The 15,907-nt window shown below is 68.5% G+C and carries 13 protein-coding genes; 8 read left to right on the forward strand and 5 right to left on the reverse strand.

The features are described 5' to 3' along the window. Window positions 1-53: 53 nt before the first annotated feature. Together FEK34_RS05380 and FEK34_RS05385 are read right to left on the reverse strand one after the other, a co-directional pair. Complete coding sequence (locus tag FEK34_RS05380; protein ID WP_138446715.1) at window positions 54-581, reverse strand: DoxX family membrane protein; 528 nt, start codon at window positions 579-581, stop codon at window positions 54-56. Window positions 582-872: 291 nt separating this feature from the next. After that, window positions 873-1,430: a TetR/AcrR family transcriptional regulator gene (locus tag FEK34_RS05385; RefSeq protein WP_138446716.1), complete on the reverse strand. Its 558-nt coding sequence runs from the start codon at window positions 1,428-1,430 to the stop codon at window positions 873-875. Window positions 1,431-1,611: 181 nt separating this feature from the next. On the opposite strand from FEK34_RS05385, the gene FEK34_RS05390 reads away from it, so the two are divergent. Together FEK34_RS05390 and FEK34_RS05395 are read left to right on the forward strand one after the other, a co-directional pair. Continuing rightward, entirely contained in the window at window positions 1,612-2,559 is a 948-nt protein-coding gene (locus FEK34_RS05390) for a cupin domain-containing protein (protein WP_138446717.1), read from the forward strand. Between the two features lie 142 nt (window positions 2,560-2,701). Next, entirely contained in the window at window positions 2,702-3,844 is a 1,143-nt protein-coding gene (locus FEK34_RS05395) for a DUF2235 domain-containing protein (RefSeq protein ID WP_138446718.1), read from the forward strand. Between the two features lie 4 nt (window positions 3,845-3,848). Here the strand turns inward: FEK34_RS05395 and treY are convergent, their stop codons facing one another. Next, a complete protein-coding gene (treY, locus tag FEK34_RS05400) occupies window positions 3,849-6,245 on the reverse strand; it encodes a malto-oligosyltrehalose synthase (protein ID WP_138446963.1) in 2,397 nt (798 codons plus the stop codon). 49 nt (window positions 6,246-6,294) lie between these two features. After that, window positions 6,295-8,409 (reverse strand): glycogen debranching protein GlgX, encoded by a 2,115-nt coding sequence (gene glgX / locus FEK34_RS05405; protein ID WP_138446719.1) that lies wholly within the window; start codon window positions 8,407-8,409, stop codon window positions 6,295-6,297. 128 nt (window positions 8,410-8,537) lie between these two features. Between glgX and FEK34_RS05410 the strand changes: the two genes are divergently transcribed. Continuing rightward, window positions 8,538-9,809 (forward strand): adenosylmethionine--8-amino-7-oxononanoate transaminase, encoded by a 1,272-nt coding sequence (locus tag FEK34_RS05410; RefSeq protein ID WP_138446720.1) that lies wholly within the window; start codon window positions 8,538-8,540, stop codon window positions 9,807-9,809. 153 nt (window positions 9,810-9,962) lie between these two features. On the opposite strand, the gene FEK34_RS05415 is transcribed toward FEK34_RS05410, so the two are convergent. Further along, entirely contained in the window at window positions 9,963-10,337 is a 375-nt protein-coding gene (locus FEK34_RS05415; RefSeq protein ID WP_138446721.1) for a cupin domain-containing protein, read from the reverse strand. A gap of 60 nt (window positions 10,338-10,397) precedes the next feature. Between FEK34_RS05415 and FEK34_RS05420 the strand changes: the two genes are divergently transcribed. The 5 genes from FEK34_RS05420 (at window position 10,398) to FEK34_RS05440 (ending at window position 15,856) form a co-directional block, all read left to right on the forward strand. Then, the gene (locus FEK34_RS05420; RefSeq protein ID WP_138446722.1) at window positions 10,398-10,874 is read left to right on the forward strand and encodes a MarR family winged helix-turn-helix transcriptional regulator; all 477 of its coding nucleotides are present in this window, start codon (window positions 10,398-10,400) and stop codon (window positions 10,872-10,874) included. 59 nt (window positions 10,875-10,933) lie between these two features. After that, window positions 10,934-12,082 (forward strand): 8-amino-7-oxononanoate synthase, encoded by a 1,149-nt coding sequence (locus FEK34_RS05425; RefSeq protein WP_138446723.1) that lies wholly within the window; start codon window positions 10,934-10,936, stop codon window positions 12,080-12,082. 25 nt (window positions 12,083-12,107) lie between these two features. Further along, window positions 12,108-12,788, forward strand: a complete 681-nt coding sequence (gene bioD / locus FEK34_RS05430; RefSeq protein ID WP_138446724.1) for a dethiobiotin synthase — start codon at window positions 12,108-12,110, stop codon at window positions 12,786-12,788. Window positions 12,789-13,015: 227 nt separating this feature from the next. Further along, window positions 13,016-14,611, forward strand: a complete 1,596-nt coding sequence (locus tag FEK34_RS05435; protein ID WP_138446725.1) for a GMC oxidoreductase — start codon at window positions 13,016-13,018, stop codon at window positions 14,609-14,611. 171 nt (window positions 14,612-14,782) lie between these two features. After that, window positions 14,783-15,856 carry a phage tail tip lysozyme gene (locus tag FEK34_RS05440; RefSeq protein ID WP_171048052.1) on the forward strand — a complete coding sequence of 358 codons (1,074 nt, stop codon included), beginning with the start codon at window positions 14,783-14,785 and terminating at the stop codon, window positions 15,854-15,856. The last annotated feature ends 51 nt before the right edge of the window (window positions 15,857-15,907 follow it).

Raw genomic sequence — 15,907 nt, forward strand, 5'->3', positions numbered from 1 at the left:
CGCCCAAGTGTCCAGTCGATTGGACACTTGGGTGTATCAATGGCCGACTATGCTCAGCCGGCGGTTGTGTTGACCAGGTCCCCGCCCGCAGGGGAAGTGCGAAGGAGCCGGTCGAGGCTGACGATGTGGGCGCGCTCGGGTGAGAGCGCGAGGAGGGCGGCTGCGGCGGCGGCGCTGAAAACCGAGGCGTTCAAGGCAGATTCGGGTCCGGAGAAGAAGAACATGGATCCACCGAAGGCGAGCAGGGTGGCGAAGCCGGCCAGGGCGGTCCAGTGGAGTGCCAGGCCGAGGAGGAGGGCCAGGCCAAGGGCGAGTTCGGCGGCGGTGGAGGCCCAGGCGGTGATGTCGATCAGCAGGTCGGGCAGGTAGGGGGCCAGGTCGTCGACGTAGGCGGTGAAGGCGTCGAAGGTGCCCCAGGCGACGTTGTTCGTACCGGGTCGGCCCCACAGGCCGAATCGATCGGCGACGGCGGACAGAAAGCCCACGCCGAGCGCGAGGCGGGCGAAGAGTGTTGCGGCGGACCAATATTTCAGTCGCGCGGACGTGTCGGACGAGAGGTCGGCAGGTTGTGTGTTTGCCATTGCCGTGCCCTTCCTGCTGGTTGTCGAACTGCTGGTGCGGTACCGAATCGAAGCGAATCACCCTGGTGTGCAGTCGGAATGGTGCGGTGGGTCGCTGCTTGCGCGACCATTTCCGGCGAACGTGACGACAGATCTCGCCGCACCTGAACAGTGATCCGCATCAGAACCAATGAACGGAACCGGATTCATATTCCGCTTATACGATACGCAAGGAGGTGCCGCAACTGTCAAGGCTCGTCACGCTGGATTCTGATCACAAGGCGCAGAAAGTCTTCCGGCCCTGGCCGGCGCTCAGGGCTTCAAGCCGGCCAGCGTGATGTCGACGAACCGCTTCCAGTCGCCGAGATTCGCGCGCACTACCGTCGCGAGCGAACCGATGATCATGTACAGATCGTCCACCGTGGCATCGGATCGCAATGAGCCGTCCTGCCTGCCCTGATCGAGAATCGTTGCGGCCACGTCGCGAAGGTCCTCGCTGACCTGGCCCTGGGGTGCGGTGTGGCCGAGCGCGGACTCGATCACCCGGGAAAGCGTCCGCCCGTCTTCGTGGACCTGCCCGATGCGCAACAGTAGCTGCCGGAGGGCGTCCACCCCGGTGCGGCAGTCGAGGCATTCGGCGCGCGCGAAGTCGAGGATCGCGAGGAATCGCTGTTCGGCAATGGCTTCCATCAGGGCCTGCCGCGTGGGGAAGTGCCGGTAGATGGTGCCGACGCCGACGCCTGCCGCGCCGGCGACCTCCGACATCTGGACCTCGTCACCACGCTCGGCGAACAGCTCGGTCGCGGCCGTCAGGACGCGCGCGCGATTGCGTCCGGCGTCGGCGCGGAGTGGACGGGGCGCAGCTGGCATGGAGCGAAGACTTCCAGGTGTCGGAACGGGATTCCGATTCGGGATCGTACCCGAGGTGACGTGCGGGCTCGGCCAGGCGCGGCCTCGTTCCGGGCTGCGGAGTGCCCCGAAGCGTTGACATCCGAGCGCCGGGTTGCCATATTCGGAAGCGGAATCCGATTCCGATATCGAGAGGATCGTCATGACCACCGACCGCTTCTACCTGCTGGTAGCAGGCGCATCCCGTGCTACCCGCGTCCCACTGCCACCCTGGACCACCGTCAAAGCCGGCGCCGGCGACACCGAAGGCCGGTTCACCCTCATGGAGAACCGCGGCGACGCCGAAATCCCCGCGCACGTGCACGACACCTTCGATGAGTTCGTCTACGTGATCGACGGCGAACTCGGCCTCGACTACGGCGGCACCACCCACCGCGTCACCGGCGGGATGTGCTTCCTGGTGCCGCGCGGCGTCACGCACGCGATGCGCAACCTCGGCGGGCCGGACGCACCGGTGCACGCCTTGCAGCTGTCCGCGCCGGGCGGCTGGGAGCGCTACCTCGAGGATGTCACCGAAGCACGCCAGAGCGGCGAGTGGACCCCGGACCGTGACTGGGCGAAAGCCAATGCCATCGGCAAGCCCCACGGCATGCGCTACCACCTCGGGATCGGCGACCCCGGCGACTGGGGCGACCGCGACCGCTTCTACCTGCTCGGCAAGGGCCGAGCCCGGCCCGGGCGCATCGCCGTCCCGCCCGCCTTCAGCGTCAAGGCCCGCACGACCGACACCGACGGTCTGTTCTCGGCATTGGAAGTGACTGTCGCCCAGCCGATTCCCCGGCACATCCACCACGTCGCCGACGAGTGTGTCTACGTCCTCGACGGCAGGCTGGAAGTCGAATTCGACGACCGGATCCACCTGGCCGGCCCGGGCGAGCTGGTGTTCCTGCCGCATGGTGTTCCGCATGCCCTGCGCCCCGGCTCCACCCCGCCGCCGCGCGTCATCCAGATCTCGTCGCCGGGCGGCTGGGAGTGCGTGGTCGAGGCGATCATCGAACACCGCACCGAGGTCAGTGCGGGTGGCCGGTTCGATCCCGGCGCGCTCAATCGCTATACCCGCCGCTATCACGTCGTCTACGACGAGGACTGACACGCAGAGGTCTGGCGTGACGTACCTGCGGGTGGATACCGTGGCACGAGTAATCGCTCATTAACGGTCCCGGGGGCGGGAACGAATATTCGGGTAGTCGAGTACGCGGGTCCCGGAGCGGGCGCGGCGGGAGGATCGGGGTATGAAACGACTTGTGGTGTGCTGCGACGGCACCTGGAAAGCCGAGTCGAGCACGACGGTATCCAACATCATCAAGATCGCGCAGACCATCCGGATCGAGGCGCCCGATGACCAGGGGCGGCCGATCCACCAGTGGGTCACGTATGTGCCGGGGCCGGGGACGCAGGGATTTCTCGCGGATCGGTTGATGGGCGGGGCATTCGGGCTCGGGTTGGAGGCGAACCTGTCGGCCGCCTACTGGCATCTGGCGTTGAACTGGGAACCGGGGGACCAGATCTTCATTTTCGGGTTCAGCCGCGGCGCTTTCACCGCGCGCAGCCTCGCCGGCTTGATCGGGCGGATCGGGATCATGACGCCGGAAGCCATGATCGACGGCATGTACCCGGAGGCGTTGAAGATCCACAAGCAGCCGGTGCCGCCGGACGGTGAGACACCCGCCGAGTGGGTAAAGTTCCGCGAGGAGAACTGCCATCCCGGCCCGGCCAAGATCGATTTCCTCGGCGTCTTCGACACTGTCGGGGCGCTGGGTGTGCCCGGGCTGACCTCACTGCGGCACAAGTTCCACGACGTGCGCCTGGGCCCCAATGTGCACTGCGCGCGCCAGGCCTTGGCCATCGATGAGCGGCGCCGCAACTTCGAGCCCTGCCTGTGGGAGGTTCCGGTGGAGCCGAATGTTAAGTACCGCAGGGGTTTCCAGCGCGTGAAGCAGGTGTGGTTCGAGGGCGTGCACAGCGATATCGGTGGCGGTTACGCCGAATGCGGGCTGTCGGACATCACCTTGCGCTGGATGGTGGCCGAGGCCGAATCGGTGGGGCTGGTGTTCGACCGCGACCGCCTCGACGCCCTGTCCGAACGCTGCACCACCGGCACCGACCACATGCGCAGGCACGACTCGCTGGGCATCGGGTACCGCATCCTGAATCTGATGCGGGCGCTGCGCAATCCGCGCAGTCCACGGTTCCACTGGGATTCCTGGCGCAAACTCGGCGTCGCCGACGATATCGGCATCCGCTTGGCCTCCTGCACCCAGAACGACGACTACCGCCCCGCCAATCTGCGCCGGTGGCGCGAGGAGCTGGGCGGAATGTTCCCGGAAGAGCTCATCGAGAAGACCGTCCCGGTGACGGCGAAGCTGGGCGCTTGAGCGCTCAGCGCACCAGTAGCGCCACCGGGAGCCGCGCGAACAGTTTCTCCAGCCGCGCCCGGCCTTGGAAGGTGTGCCCGGTGAGCCGGTCGGTCCAGGTGCCGGGCGGCAGATCCAGCACCGTGTCGCCCCAGCCGGTCTCGGCCAGCGACACGCTGTGCCGGGTCGCGGCCACGATCACCTCCGGCGCATCACCGACCCGGCCGCGGGCATAGGACACCAGCTTGCCCGCCTGCTCGCCGGTCGCGAACAACGGCAGGTAGGTGCCGCCGACGAAGCAGTCCGGCCGTTCCCGGCGCAACCACAGCGCATAGGCGACGATCCACATCTTCGCCGCGCCGGTGGTGTCCAAACCTGGTGTGCCCGTGAGCGATTGCAGCATTCCGGCGCGGGTTGCGAAATCCACCGGACGCCGGTTGTCCGGGTCGACGAGCGAGTCCTCCCACAGCTCGCAGCCCTGGTAGACGTCCGGGATCCCCGGCCCGCACAGTTGCAGCAGCTTCTGCGACAGCGCATCCGACCAGGCGTGCGGGGCCAGCTCATGCACCAGATCGCCGAGTCCCGAGCCGACCGGGCCGTCGATCACCGCGTCGATCCAGGTGTGCACGGCGGTCTCGAATTCGGGGTCGGGTTCCTCCCACGAGGTGTGTTCGCCGGCCTCGCGAATCGCCTTCTCCGCGAACCGGTGCAGCCGATCCCGCAGCCCCGGCACCGAGGCGGCGGGGCGGCCGTCGGCGGGCCACACGCCGAACATGTTCTGCAACAGGAACAGCGCCGTCGCGCCGTCGGGGCCGGGCGTGAGCTCCAGCCAGGTCGCCACCGACCGCGCCCACCGGGTCGCCACCTGTGACAGCACGCCGATGCGGGCGCGCACATCCTCGCCGCGTTTGGTGTCGTGGGTGGACAGTGTGGTCATGGTGGCGGGCCAGCGTTGGGCGCGTTCGCTGTTGGCGAGGTGGAACTCGTTGAGCGAATGCCCGAACCGGGCCGGATTGCCGCCCACCTCTTGCAGGGAGACCAGCCGCGCCGCGCGATAGAACATGGTGTCCTCGACGGCCTTGGCGGTGATCGCGCCACCCACCTGGCTGAACCGCACCGCCGCCTCACCGCCCGCGGCCAGCGCCGCCACCAGCACCGACAGCGGCGCGGTGAGTTCACTGTTGCGTCGTTCCACATCCGCGACGACGGCCCCCGTCATCCCGGCCAGCGGCGTGTAATCTACCCGGTACACCGGCAGGAACGCCAGCACCTCGATGGTGGCGTTGGTCAGCGCCATATCGCTGATCCCGGAGGCGTCGAAACCGTTCACGCCGGCGTCGCGTTTCACCGCCGCCACCAGCCGCCGGATCTCCGGGGCCAGAATGCTCTCGGCCACCGCGCGTTTGATGCGGTGCTGCTTCTCGCCGATCCAGGCGCGGTCGCTGCCGTGGCCGGCGAAATGCTGGGACAGTTCGGTCAGCGTCTGCTCACCGTCGGGGTCGATCAGCACGCCGCCGATATCGGCGAGCGCGTCGTAGCCGGTGGTGCCGTCGATGGGCAGGGTCGCGTCGAGGGGTTCGCGGTTGGCGAGGATCTTCTCCACCAGCAGCAGCCGGTGCGGTCCGATGAGGCTGCGCAGCCGGGCCAGATAGGCCGCCGGATAGGACAGCCCGTCGGGATGGTCGACGCGCACACCGTCGATCAGGTCATGTTCACACCAGGCCGCGAGCTCGCGGTGGGTGGCCTCGAACACCTCCGGATCTTCCTGACGCAGCGCCGCCAGCCCGCTCACCGCGAAGAACCGGCGATAGCTGCACAACCCGGCCTTCCAGCTCACCAGCCGGTAATGCTGTTTGTCGTGAATGCGCAGGGCGTTGTCGCCGTCGGTATCCGGCGCGATCGGGAAGCGCAGATCGTGCAGCGCCAGCATCGGCTCCGGTCCGGACCGGTCGACGGTCAGCGCCGCCGGATCGTTCTCGCTCTGCAAGACCGGCAGCGCCAGCCGCCCGCCGGCGCCGTTGAGCGGGCTCCAGTCGATATCGAAGTAGTGCGCGTACTGCGATTCCGGCCCGTGCCGCAGCACATCCCACCACCACGGGTTCTGCCGCGGATCGCCGACACCGACATGGTTGGGCACCAGGTCGATGATCAACCCCATGCCGCGGCTGCGCACCTCGTCCGAGAGCGCCTTGAGCCCGGCCGGACCGCCGAGCGCCGCCGACACCGTGGTCGGATCGGTGACGTCGTAACCGTGCGTGGAACCGTGCATGGCGGTCATCACCGGCGACAGATACAGATGCGAGATGCCCAGCTGCTGTAGGTATTCGGCGATGGCGGCGGCGTCGGCGAAGGTGAGCAGGTCGGGGCGCAGTTGCAGCCGGTAGGTGCTGCGCACCGGCGTCGACCGGGCGGGGCGGCGCATGGACTGTGGATCGGTGAGATGCGTGGCGGTCAGGTTCTCGGTCATGTTCTCAGGCGGTGCGGCGGAGGACGAGCAGACAACGGGCGGTGACGGTGACGGTGCTCGCCGCGGCATAGGTGGCCTCGGCACGTCCGTCGGGTGCTGAACAATCCAGGGCGACCGACCATTCGGCGCCGAAATCGGGGGCGGGCAGGGTGAAATCCAAGGCGCTGTCGTGGGCGTTGAAGCACAGCAGGAACGAATCGTCGGTGATGCGTTCACCGCGCGGGCCCGGTTCCGGGATGCCGTCGCCGTCCAGGAACACCGCGAGCGACCGGGCGAAACCGCTGTCCCAGTCCGCGACCGTCATCTCCGCGCCGCCCGGGGTCAGCCAGGCGATATCGCGGGGTTGCCCGCCGTCGCGGACCGGGCCGCCGAGGAAGCGGCGGCGGCGAAACACCGGATGTGCGGTGCGCAGGGCGATCGCGGCGCGGGTGAAGGCGAGCAGATCGGCGTTCTTGTGCGCCAGCGACCAATCCATCCAGGACAATTCCGAATCCTGGCAGTAGACGTTGTTGTTGCCGAGCTGGGTGCGGCCCATCTCGTCGCCGTGCGCGAGCATCGGGGTGCCCTGGCTCAAAATCAGTGTGGCCAGCAGATTGCGGGACTGCCGCTCCCGCAAGGCCAGCACCTCGGGGTCGTCGGTGGGGCCTTCCACCCCGCAGTTCCAGGACCGGTTGTGGCTTTCGCCGTCGCGGTTGCCTTCGCCATTGGCCTCGTTGTGTTTGTCGTTGTAGGACACCAGGTCCCGCAGGGTGAAACCGTCGTGCGCGGTGACGAAGTTGATCGAGGCGCTCGGCCTGCGCCCGGTCGCCTCGTACAGATCCGAGGACCCGGTGAACCGGGAGGCGAACTCGCCGAGGGTGGCGTGTTCGCCGCGCCAATAGTCGCGCACCGTGTCGCGGTATTTGCCGTTCCATTCGGTCCACAGGCTCGGGAAATTGCCGACCTGATAGCCGCCCTCGCCGACGTCCCACGGTTCGGCGATGAGCTTGACCTGGCTGACCACCGGGTCCTGCTGTACCAGATCGAAGAACGTGGACAACCGGTCCACATCGTGGAGTTCGCGGGCCAGCGTGGCGGCCAGATCGAACCGGAAACCGTCGACGTGCATCTCCAGCACCCAGTACCGCAGCGAATCCATGATCAGCTGCAAGGTGTGCGGATGACGCACGTTCAGGCTGTTACCGGTGCCGGTGTAGTCCATGTAGTGCGCGGGGTCGTCGTCCATCAGCCGGTAGTAGGCGGCGTTGTCGATGCCGCGGAAACCGATGGTCGGCCCCAGATGATTGCCCTCCGCGGTGTGGTTGTACACCACGTCGAGGATCACTTCGATGCCCTCGGCGTGCAGCGCCCGCACCATCGCCTTGAATTCGGTCACCGCCGCCCCGGCGCGCGCCCCGGCGGCGTACTCGTGGTGCGGGGCGAGATAGCCGAAGCTGTTGTAGCCCCAATAATTGCGCAAGCCCTGGTCGAGCAGGATGCGGTCGTGCAGGAACTGGTGCACCGGCATCAGCTCGATCGCGGTGACGCCGAGGCCGCGCAGATGGTCGATGATCGCCGGATGCGCCAGGCCCGCGTAGGTGCCGCGCAGGTCCTCCGGGATATCCGGGTGGGTGATGGTCATGCCCTTGACGTGGGCCTCGTAGATCACCGTCTCGTGGTAGGGCCGCCGCGGTGGGCGGTCGGCGCCCCAATCGAAGAACGGGTTGATCACCACACCGGTCATGGTGTGGCCGAGCGAATCCTCGCCGTAGGTGTAGAGCGAGGGGTGATCGGCGAAGGTGCCGTCGAAGGCCTTGCCGTACGGGTCGAGCAGGAATTTGCTCGGATCGCAGCGCAGGCCGCGCTCGGGATCGAACGGGCCGTGCACCCGGAACCCGTAGCGCTGTCCCGGACCGACGCCCGGCAGGAAGGCGTGCCAGACGTGCCCGTCGACCTCCTCCAGCCCGATCCGCGTCTCGGCGCCCGCCTTGTCGACCAGGCACAATTCCACCGCGTCGGCGACCTCGGTGAACAGCGAGAAATTGGTTCCGGTCCCGTCGTAGGTGGCGCCCAGCGGATACGCGCTGCCCGGCCAGACACCGAGCGGTGCCGCGGCGGAAGCGGAGTCGGGCGAAACCATGGCAACGACACTAACCGGCGTTACGGGGCCGCTGCTGCGCCCCTGGTCGTTGCGCGGCTCCGTGCTAACTTGAACGGTGTTCAAGGCCGCCGGCTGGTGGCGGCACGTCCACTGTGCGAAGGGTTGCTGTGGTGCTGACGCCCGACGAGATCACCGCCATCGACGCGAAACATGTGTGGCACCCCTACGGCGGGTTTCCGGCCACGACCGAGCCGCTGGTGGTCGCCTCGGCGTCGGGCACCCGGCTGATATTGGCCGACGGGCGCGAACTCGTCGACGGCATGAGCTCCTGGTGGGCGGCGGTGCACGGATACCGGCACCCGGTGCTGGACTCGGCGCTGCTGATGCAGTCGCAGCGGATGAGTCACGTGATGTTCGGCGGGCTCACCCACGAACCCGCGGCGCGGCTGTCGGAGCTGCTGGTGCGGCTGACCCCGGCCGGGTTGGACAAGGTGTTTCTCTGCGACTCCGGGTCGGTGTCGGTGGAGGTCGCGGTGAAGATGTGCCTGCAATATCAGCGCGCGCTCGGACTGCCCGGCAAACGGCGGCTGCTCACGTGGCGTGGCGGCTACCACGGCGACACCTTCACCCCGATGAGCGTGTGCGACCCGGAGGGCGGCATGCACTCGCTGTGGACCGACATCCTCGCCGAACAGGTCTTCGTGCCCGCGCCGCCGCGGGAGTTCGATCCCGGCTACGTCGACGAACTCGAGCGTGCGATGCGCGAGCACGCCGATGAGCTGGCCGCCGTCATCGTGGAGCCCGTGGTGCAGGGCGCGGGCGGTATGCGCTGGCATGATCCGCGATACCTCACCGAACTGCGCCGGCTCTGCGACAGCCACGGCGTGCTGCTGATCTTCGATGAGATCGCCACCGGATTCGGCCGGACCGGAACGTTGTTCGCCGCCGAACAGGCGGGAGTGAGCCCGGACGTGATGTGTGTCGGCAAGGCGTTGACCGGCGGATATCTGACGCTGGCCGCCGCCCTGTGTACCGAGCGGATCGCCGAAACACTCAGCGCCGCACACGGTGGGCTCATGCACGGGCCGACCTTCATGGGCAATCCGCTGGCGTGCGCGATCGCGGTGGCGTCGATCGAACTGCTGCTCTCGCGGGACTGGCAGGGCGAGGTGAAACGCATCGAAGGCGAACTCGAATCAGGGTTGGCTCCGGCGCGAGAACTGCCCGCGGTGACCGAGGTCCGGGTACTCGGCGCGATCGGGGTGATCGAACTGGATCACCCCGTCGACATGCGTGCTGCCACCGATGCGGCAGTCGGTGCGGGTGCCTGGCTGCGGCCGTTCCGGAATCTGATCTACTGCATGCCGCCGTTCATCAGCAGCACCGGCGACATTGCCACCATCACGTCGGCGATGGTGGCGGCGGCGCGGGTCGGTTAGCGCTCCGTCGGCGCGGTCGCGCGTCGTGATGAAGACGGCGTCCGGCTCGGCCGGCGCCGCGCGACACCGGCCGGCGCTGCCCAGCGGCTGGGTGGTCTCCGCATGACCCGCAGGCGGCGCGCGGACGCTGGTATAGAGGTAACTGTCAGCGGCTCAGGCGATCCAGGGCGGCACGATCGTGGTCGCACTGTCCGGCTTCCCGGCTCGTGCACCGGCGGGCGCGGTGACGATGGCGGTGAAACCTTCCGTGCCGCCGGATATCTGGCGCAGGATATCGGGCGGCAGGATGATCGTGTCCCCGGCGGACACCACGTGATCGGCGCCGTCGACGGTGATCTCGGCGCTGCCGCTGAGGACGGTCCAGACCTGCTCGGCATCGATGAAATGCAGTGGTCCGGACTGACCGGCCGCGACCTCCACGCGCCACAGTGGGAGTGAGGCGCCGCCCTGGGTGGGGGAGGCGAGGGTGGTCATGACGCCGCCGGGGGTTTCGGTGCGGCGGGTGTCGGAGTGTCGGATGACGGTCACGGAGCGACGTCCTTAAGATAGACAACGATGTTGTCCATATAGTCAACGAGGTTGTCCATTATGTCAAGGGATGCGGGTGGCTTCGAGCTGCCGTTGCGCATGCTGGCCGCCTTCCGTGCCGCCATCGACGAGGTGCACGCCGACCTCGCCGAGCACGGGCACCCGGACCTGCGGCCGATGCACGGGTTCCTGTTCCAGGCGATCGCCCGCAGCGGGCCGCAGGGCTGCACGGCGGCCGACCTCGGGCGCGCCCTCGGCATCTCCAAGCAGGCCGCGGGTAAGCACATCGACAACCTCGAGCGCCTCGGGTACCTGCGCCGTGGCCACGATCCGGCCGACGCGCGGCGCAAGGTCTACACACTCAGCGATCGCGGCGTCGAGATGCTGGACAGATCCGCCGCGACCTTCGACCGCATCCACGCGCGCTGGGCGGCCGCGCTGGGCGCCGAGCGGATGGCCGCCCTGGAAGCCGATCTTCGGACGCTGGCGCCGGGCGAGCTCTTCCGGATGGATACGCCCAGCTGGTTCGGCCCATAACGGCGTCGCCGGTGGCCCCGGTCACCCTCCTGAACGCCGTTCAAGTATGGTGTTCAGCTGTGAGTACCGATCCATTGAGCTGGCTGGACGCGCGTGCTGCCGAGCGGGTGGGGGCGGGGCTGCGACGGCAGCTGCGGGCACGGGAACCGCAGTCGCCGTCCATCGATCTGGCATCGAATGACTATCTGGGGCTGGCACGCCACCCGGAGGTGATCGAGGGCGCGATCGCGGCCGTGCGGCGGTGGGGCGCCGGGTCGACCGGATCGCGGCTGGTGACCGGGACGACCACCGAACACGAACTGCTCGAGTCCGAACTCGCCGAGTTCATGGGCGCCGAAGCCGGGCTGGTGTTCGCCTCCGGTTATGCCGCCAACCTCGGCGTGGTGACGGCGCTGGCCGGGCGTGGCTCGCTGATCGTCTCCGACGCCGGTAGTCACGCCTCGCTGGTCGACGCGTGCCGGCTGTCGCGGGCGCGGGTGGAGATCGCACCGCACTGCGATGTCGCCGCGGTGGACCGGCTGCTGGCGAGCCGCACCGAGGAACGCGCACTGGTGCTCACCGATTCGGTGTTCAGCGCCGACGGCGATCTGGCGCCGCTGGCCGAACTGCATCGGGTGACCCGCGCCAACGGCGCGGTGCTCGTCGTCGACGAAGCACACGGGCTCGGTGTCCGCGGCACCGGCGGACGCGGGCTGGTACACGAAGTGGGACTGGCCGGCGAACCGGATCTGGTGATCACCGCGACCCTGTCGAAAGCCCTTGCCGCCCAAGGGGGAGCCGTGCTGGCCGGTGAGCGGGTGCGTGCGCACCTCATCGACGCGGCTCGTACGTTCATCTTCGATACCGGGCTGGCGCCCGCCGCGGTGGGCGCGGCCCGTGCGGCGCTGGGGATCCTGCGCGGCGATCCGGGTATCGCGCAGCGGGTGCTGGACCGGGCGGCCGATATCGCGCGGATCGCCGGTGTGCCGCAACCGGATTCGGCGGTGGTCTCGGTGGTGCTCGGCGAGGCGCAGGTGGCCTTCGATGCCGCGCAGCAGTGCCGGGAACGAGGGCTGGATGTGGGGTGTTTCCGTCCGCCGTCGGTGCCGGAAGGGACCTCGCGGCTGCGGCTCACGGCGCGGGCGAATCTCACCTCCGCCGAACTCGACACGATCGCCACGGTGCTCGGTGAGGTGCTCTCCGGTGCGCGTCAGGCGGTGCCGGCGTGAGGCGAGCGAGTATGGAGGCACTGCGATGACCTTGTTGTTCGTCACCGGAACGTCGACCGACGTCGGCAAGACCATCGTCACCGCGGCCCTGGCCGCCACCGCCGCGGCTTCCGGGCGGTCGGTCGCGGTCTGCAAACCCGCCCAGACCGGTGTCGCACCGGACGAACCCGGCGATCTCGCGACCATCGCGCGACTCGCCGGGGTCACCGACACCGTCGAGCTGGCCCGCTATCCCGAACCGCTGGCGCCCGACACGGCGGCCCGCCGGTGCGGCGCACCGTTGCTCACCATCGACGAAACGCTCTCGGCCATCACCGAACTCGGCGCCGACCTCGTGCTGGTCGAGGGCGCGGGCGGGCTGCTGGTACGCATCGGGGAGTTCACCCTGCTGGATCTGGCGGTCAAGCTGTCGGCTCCGGTCCTTGTGGTCACCGCGCCCGGTCTCGGCACCCTCAATCACTCCGAGCTCACCACGCGAGCGCTGGACGCGGCGGGTGTGGAGTGCGCGGGCTTGGTGATCGGGTCGTGGCCGCAGGTGCCCGATCTGGCCATGGAAACCAACCGCGTCGACCTGCCGCGGGTGACCGGCGCCCCACTGGTCGGCTCGGTTCCGGCGGGGGCGGGCGCGTGGCCGGCGGATGAGTTCCGGGCCGATGCGTCCGGATGGTTCGACTCCGACTGGGTGGGTCGCTACCTGCTCGGCTGAGCGGGAAGTTCGTCGAATTCGCCTCCTGCGCTCCGCCGGTGCAGTAACGTCGTTACTCGGTAACCGGGTTACCGACGCGGAGAGGTTGCGTCGGGACGCCCGGTGACCGACGCACGGCGCATCCGGACCATCACGTGACCAGCGCTGGCCACCCGATGGCAGGACTCGCCAGTGCTGTCGAGCGATGCGCCGTGCACCCCGCACTCGGCTCGTCGTAAGGATCATCCATGTCAGTGCTCTCCCGCCGCTCGCTACTGACCGGGGCGGTGGCCGCCGGGGCCGTGCTCGCCGGAGCCCGGGTCCTCGACCCGAAGCCCGCCATCGCCGCTCGGGTCAACGGAGTCCGGCTCACCCGGGAAGAGCACCGTGTCGTGGTGATCGGCTCCGGCTTCGGCGGCGGGGTGACGGCGCTGCGGCTGGCCGAGGCGGGGGTGCCGGTGCTGCTGCTGGAACGGGGGATGCGCTGGCACACCGGGCCGAACGCGGAGACCTTCCCGCGCGCCTCCGCGCCGGACAAGCGCATCCTGTGGCATCGATCCAGCCCGAACCTCTTCGGGCGCCCGCTGGCCTTCGAGCCCTACACCGGCCTGGTCGAGGCGGTGCCGGGGGAGAACATGACGGCACTGTGCGCGGCCGGGCTCGGCGGCGGATCGCTGATCTATCAGGGCATGTCGTTGCAGCCGGACGAAGCGGTGTTCAACACCCATTTCCCGGCCGAACTCGACTGGGCCACCATGGATCGCGTGCATTATCCGCGGGTCGCGCGGATGCTCGGGCTGGCCGTCGCACCGGAGGAGCTGATCGCGCATCCGAACTATGCCGCGGCCCGCGTCTTCGCCGATCACGTGCGCCGCGCCGGGCTGCCGCTGTCGAAGATCCCCATGCCCATCGACTGGAATTTCGCCCTCGCCGAACTGCGCGGGGAGATGAAACCGTCCTACACCAACGGCGACGGCGCGATGGGCGTGAACAACGGCGGCAAGCACTCGGTCGACGTCACCTATATCGCGGCCGCCGAAGCCACCGGACGGGTGCAGGTCCGCACCCAGCACGAGGTCACCGATATCGAGCGCGGCGCCGACGGCCGCTGGATCGTGCACGTCGACCGCATCGACACCACCGGCGCCGTCCAAGAGAACCTCGTCATCACCACGGGCGCGCTGGTGCTGGCGGCCGGCAGCCTCAACACGACGAAAATGCTGGTGCGCGCCGGAGCGAGGGGTCTGATTCCCGATCTGCCCGACGCAGTCGGCCAGAACTGGGGCACCAACGCCGACCGTATCTACGTATGGACCAACCCCGCCGCGGATTTCGGTCCCGCGCAGGGTGGTCCGGTGGTGTACGGCAGCTTGAACTGGTCGGACCCGAACTCCGCGCACACGCTCATCCAGGCGTCGATCCCGCCCATGCCGGTGGATCCGAAGTCCACCATGATGGTCGGCTACGGCGTCAGCGCGGGCCGCGGCGCGTTCACCTACGATGCGGCGGCCGAACAGGCGGTGCTGCGCTGGCCGGCCGACGGCGATTCCTTCATCCAGGACAACCACATCGGGCCCACCGCGCACCGCATCGCCGGCCCGGGCACCGCCCTGCTCGACACCAATGCCGGGTTCCCGTCCACCTGGCATCCGCTGGGCGGAGCGAGCATGGGCAGCGTCTGCGATCTGGAGGGCCGGGTGCTCGGCCAGCGCGGCCTGTACGTGCTCGACGGGGCGCTCATGCCGGGCAATACCGCCGCCTGCAATCCGTCGATGACGATCGCCGCGGTCGCCGAACGCGCACTCGATCATCTGGTCGCCACCGATGTCGGGACGCTGATCTGAGCGCCTCGCGACCAACGGTGCACGTCCGCCCGAGTCCGCTGACTTCTCGCCGCAGGGAATATCGGCGCTCGTGCGCGCCGGCGAAATCTGCTATTTCTTGCCGTGGTCACCTGCGTCTGTGGCAGACAGGGCAGGGAGCGCATGCTGCGGCTCATGTGGTGGAGGTGGACGGTGGCTCCGGAACCGGTGAAGTTTCGGCGTTTTGCTGACGCCCCCATTCTGAATCCCTATATCGGGCGGGCCGAAGCGACGCTGGAAGCGTTGAAGAAGGGGCTCGGCGACAAGAACGCCACCACCATCACGGCGAAATACCTCGACGGCCTCGGCGGCGAGATGCCGGGTACCGGAGAAATGAAGCAGCAGTACAAACTCCGGGCCGCCGACGTCAAGGACTATCAGGACCAATGGAATTCACTCGACGATCAGATCGCCGAGATGGCCGCCGCGTCCGCCGACGTCGCCAATGAGGTGACCAAGCAGGTCGATCTGCTCGAAGACGCCATCAGAGAAGCCCTGGCCACGGTGGTCGACGATCCGCCGGACCGCCCGACCCCGGCCGAGCAGGTCGGCGCGGTGGGCGCGATCGACAAGCTCATCGGTAAGGCCGTCGACGAGGTGTGGGCCGCCTTCAACGAGCTGGACCGGCAGGCCTGGAATTCGCCGCCGGGCGGGGCGAATACCGGCGGCGGTGGCGGCGGGTACGGCGGTGGCGGCGCACCGCCGTGGACGCCGACATTCGGCAGCAACCTGCCCGGCGACGTCTACACCGGCGGCGACATCCCGACGTCAGCGGATGCGCGGCCGCTGGAGGGCGGTGAGCGGACCACGGCCGAGAAGATCTACGACCGGCTCGTCAACAAGTACCACCTCACACCGGCCCAGGCGGCGGGCATTATCGGCAATATGCAGGTCGAAGCGCCGGGGCTGAACACTGGGGCCTACAACCCGAACGAGGGCGCCTATGGGCTGTGCCAGTGGCTGGGCGGGCGTCGCGCGAATCTGGAAGCATTTGCTGCGGCCCAGGGTAAATCGGCCGGCGACTGGGAAACTCAGGTTGATTTCATGATGCACGAGCTGCAAGGCAGTGAGTCCGCGGCTTACGCGCGGCTGCGGGCCACCGATACCCCTGCCGCCGCCGCTGCCGTGTTCGACCAGTACTACGAACGAAGCTCGGGCGAGGCCCGCGCTCAGCGGATCGCCAATGCCAATAATGTCGCGGCCGCGATGGTCGGGGTGTCGGCCTGAGCTTCGGCGTGTGGGCCTGAGCTTCGGCGTGTGGGCCTGCGGTTCGGCGTT

Source organism: Nocardia cyriacigeorgica, from assembly GCF_005863245.1.
In the GTDB taxonomy this organism is placed as follows: Bacteria; Actinomycetota; Actinomycetes; order Mycobacteriales; family Mycobacteriaceae; genus Nocardia; species Nocardia cyriacigeorgica_C.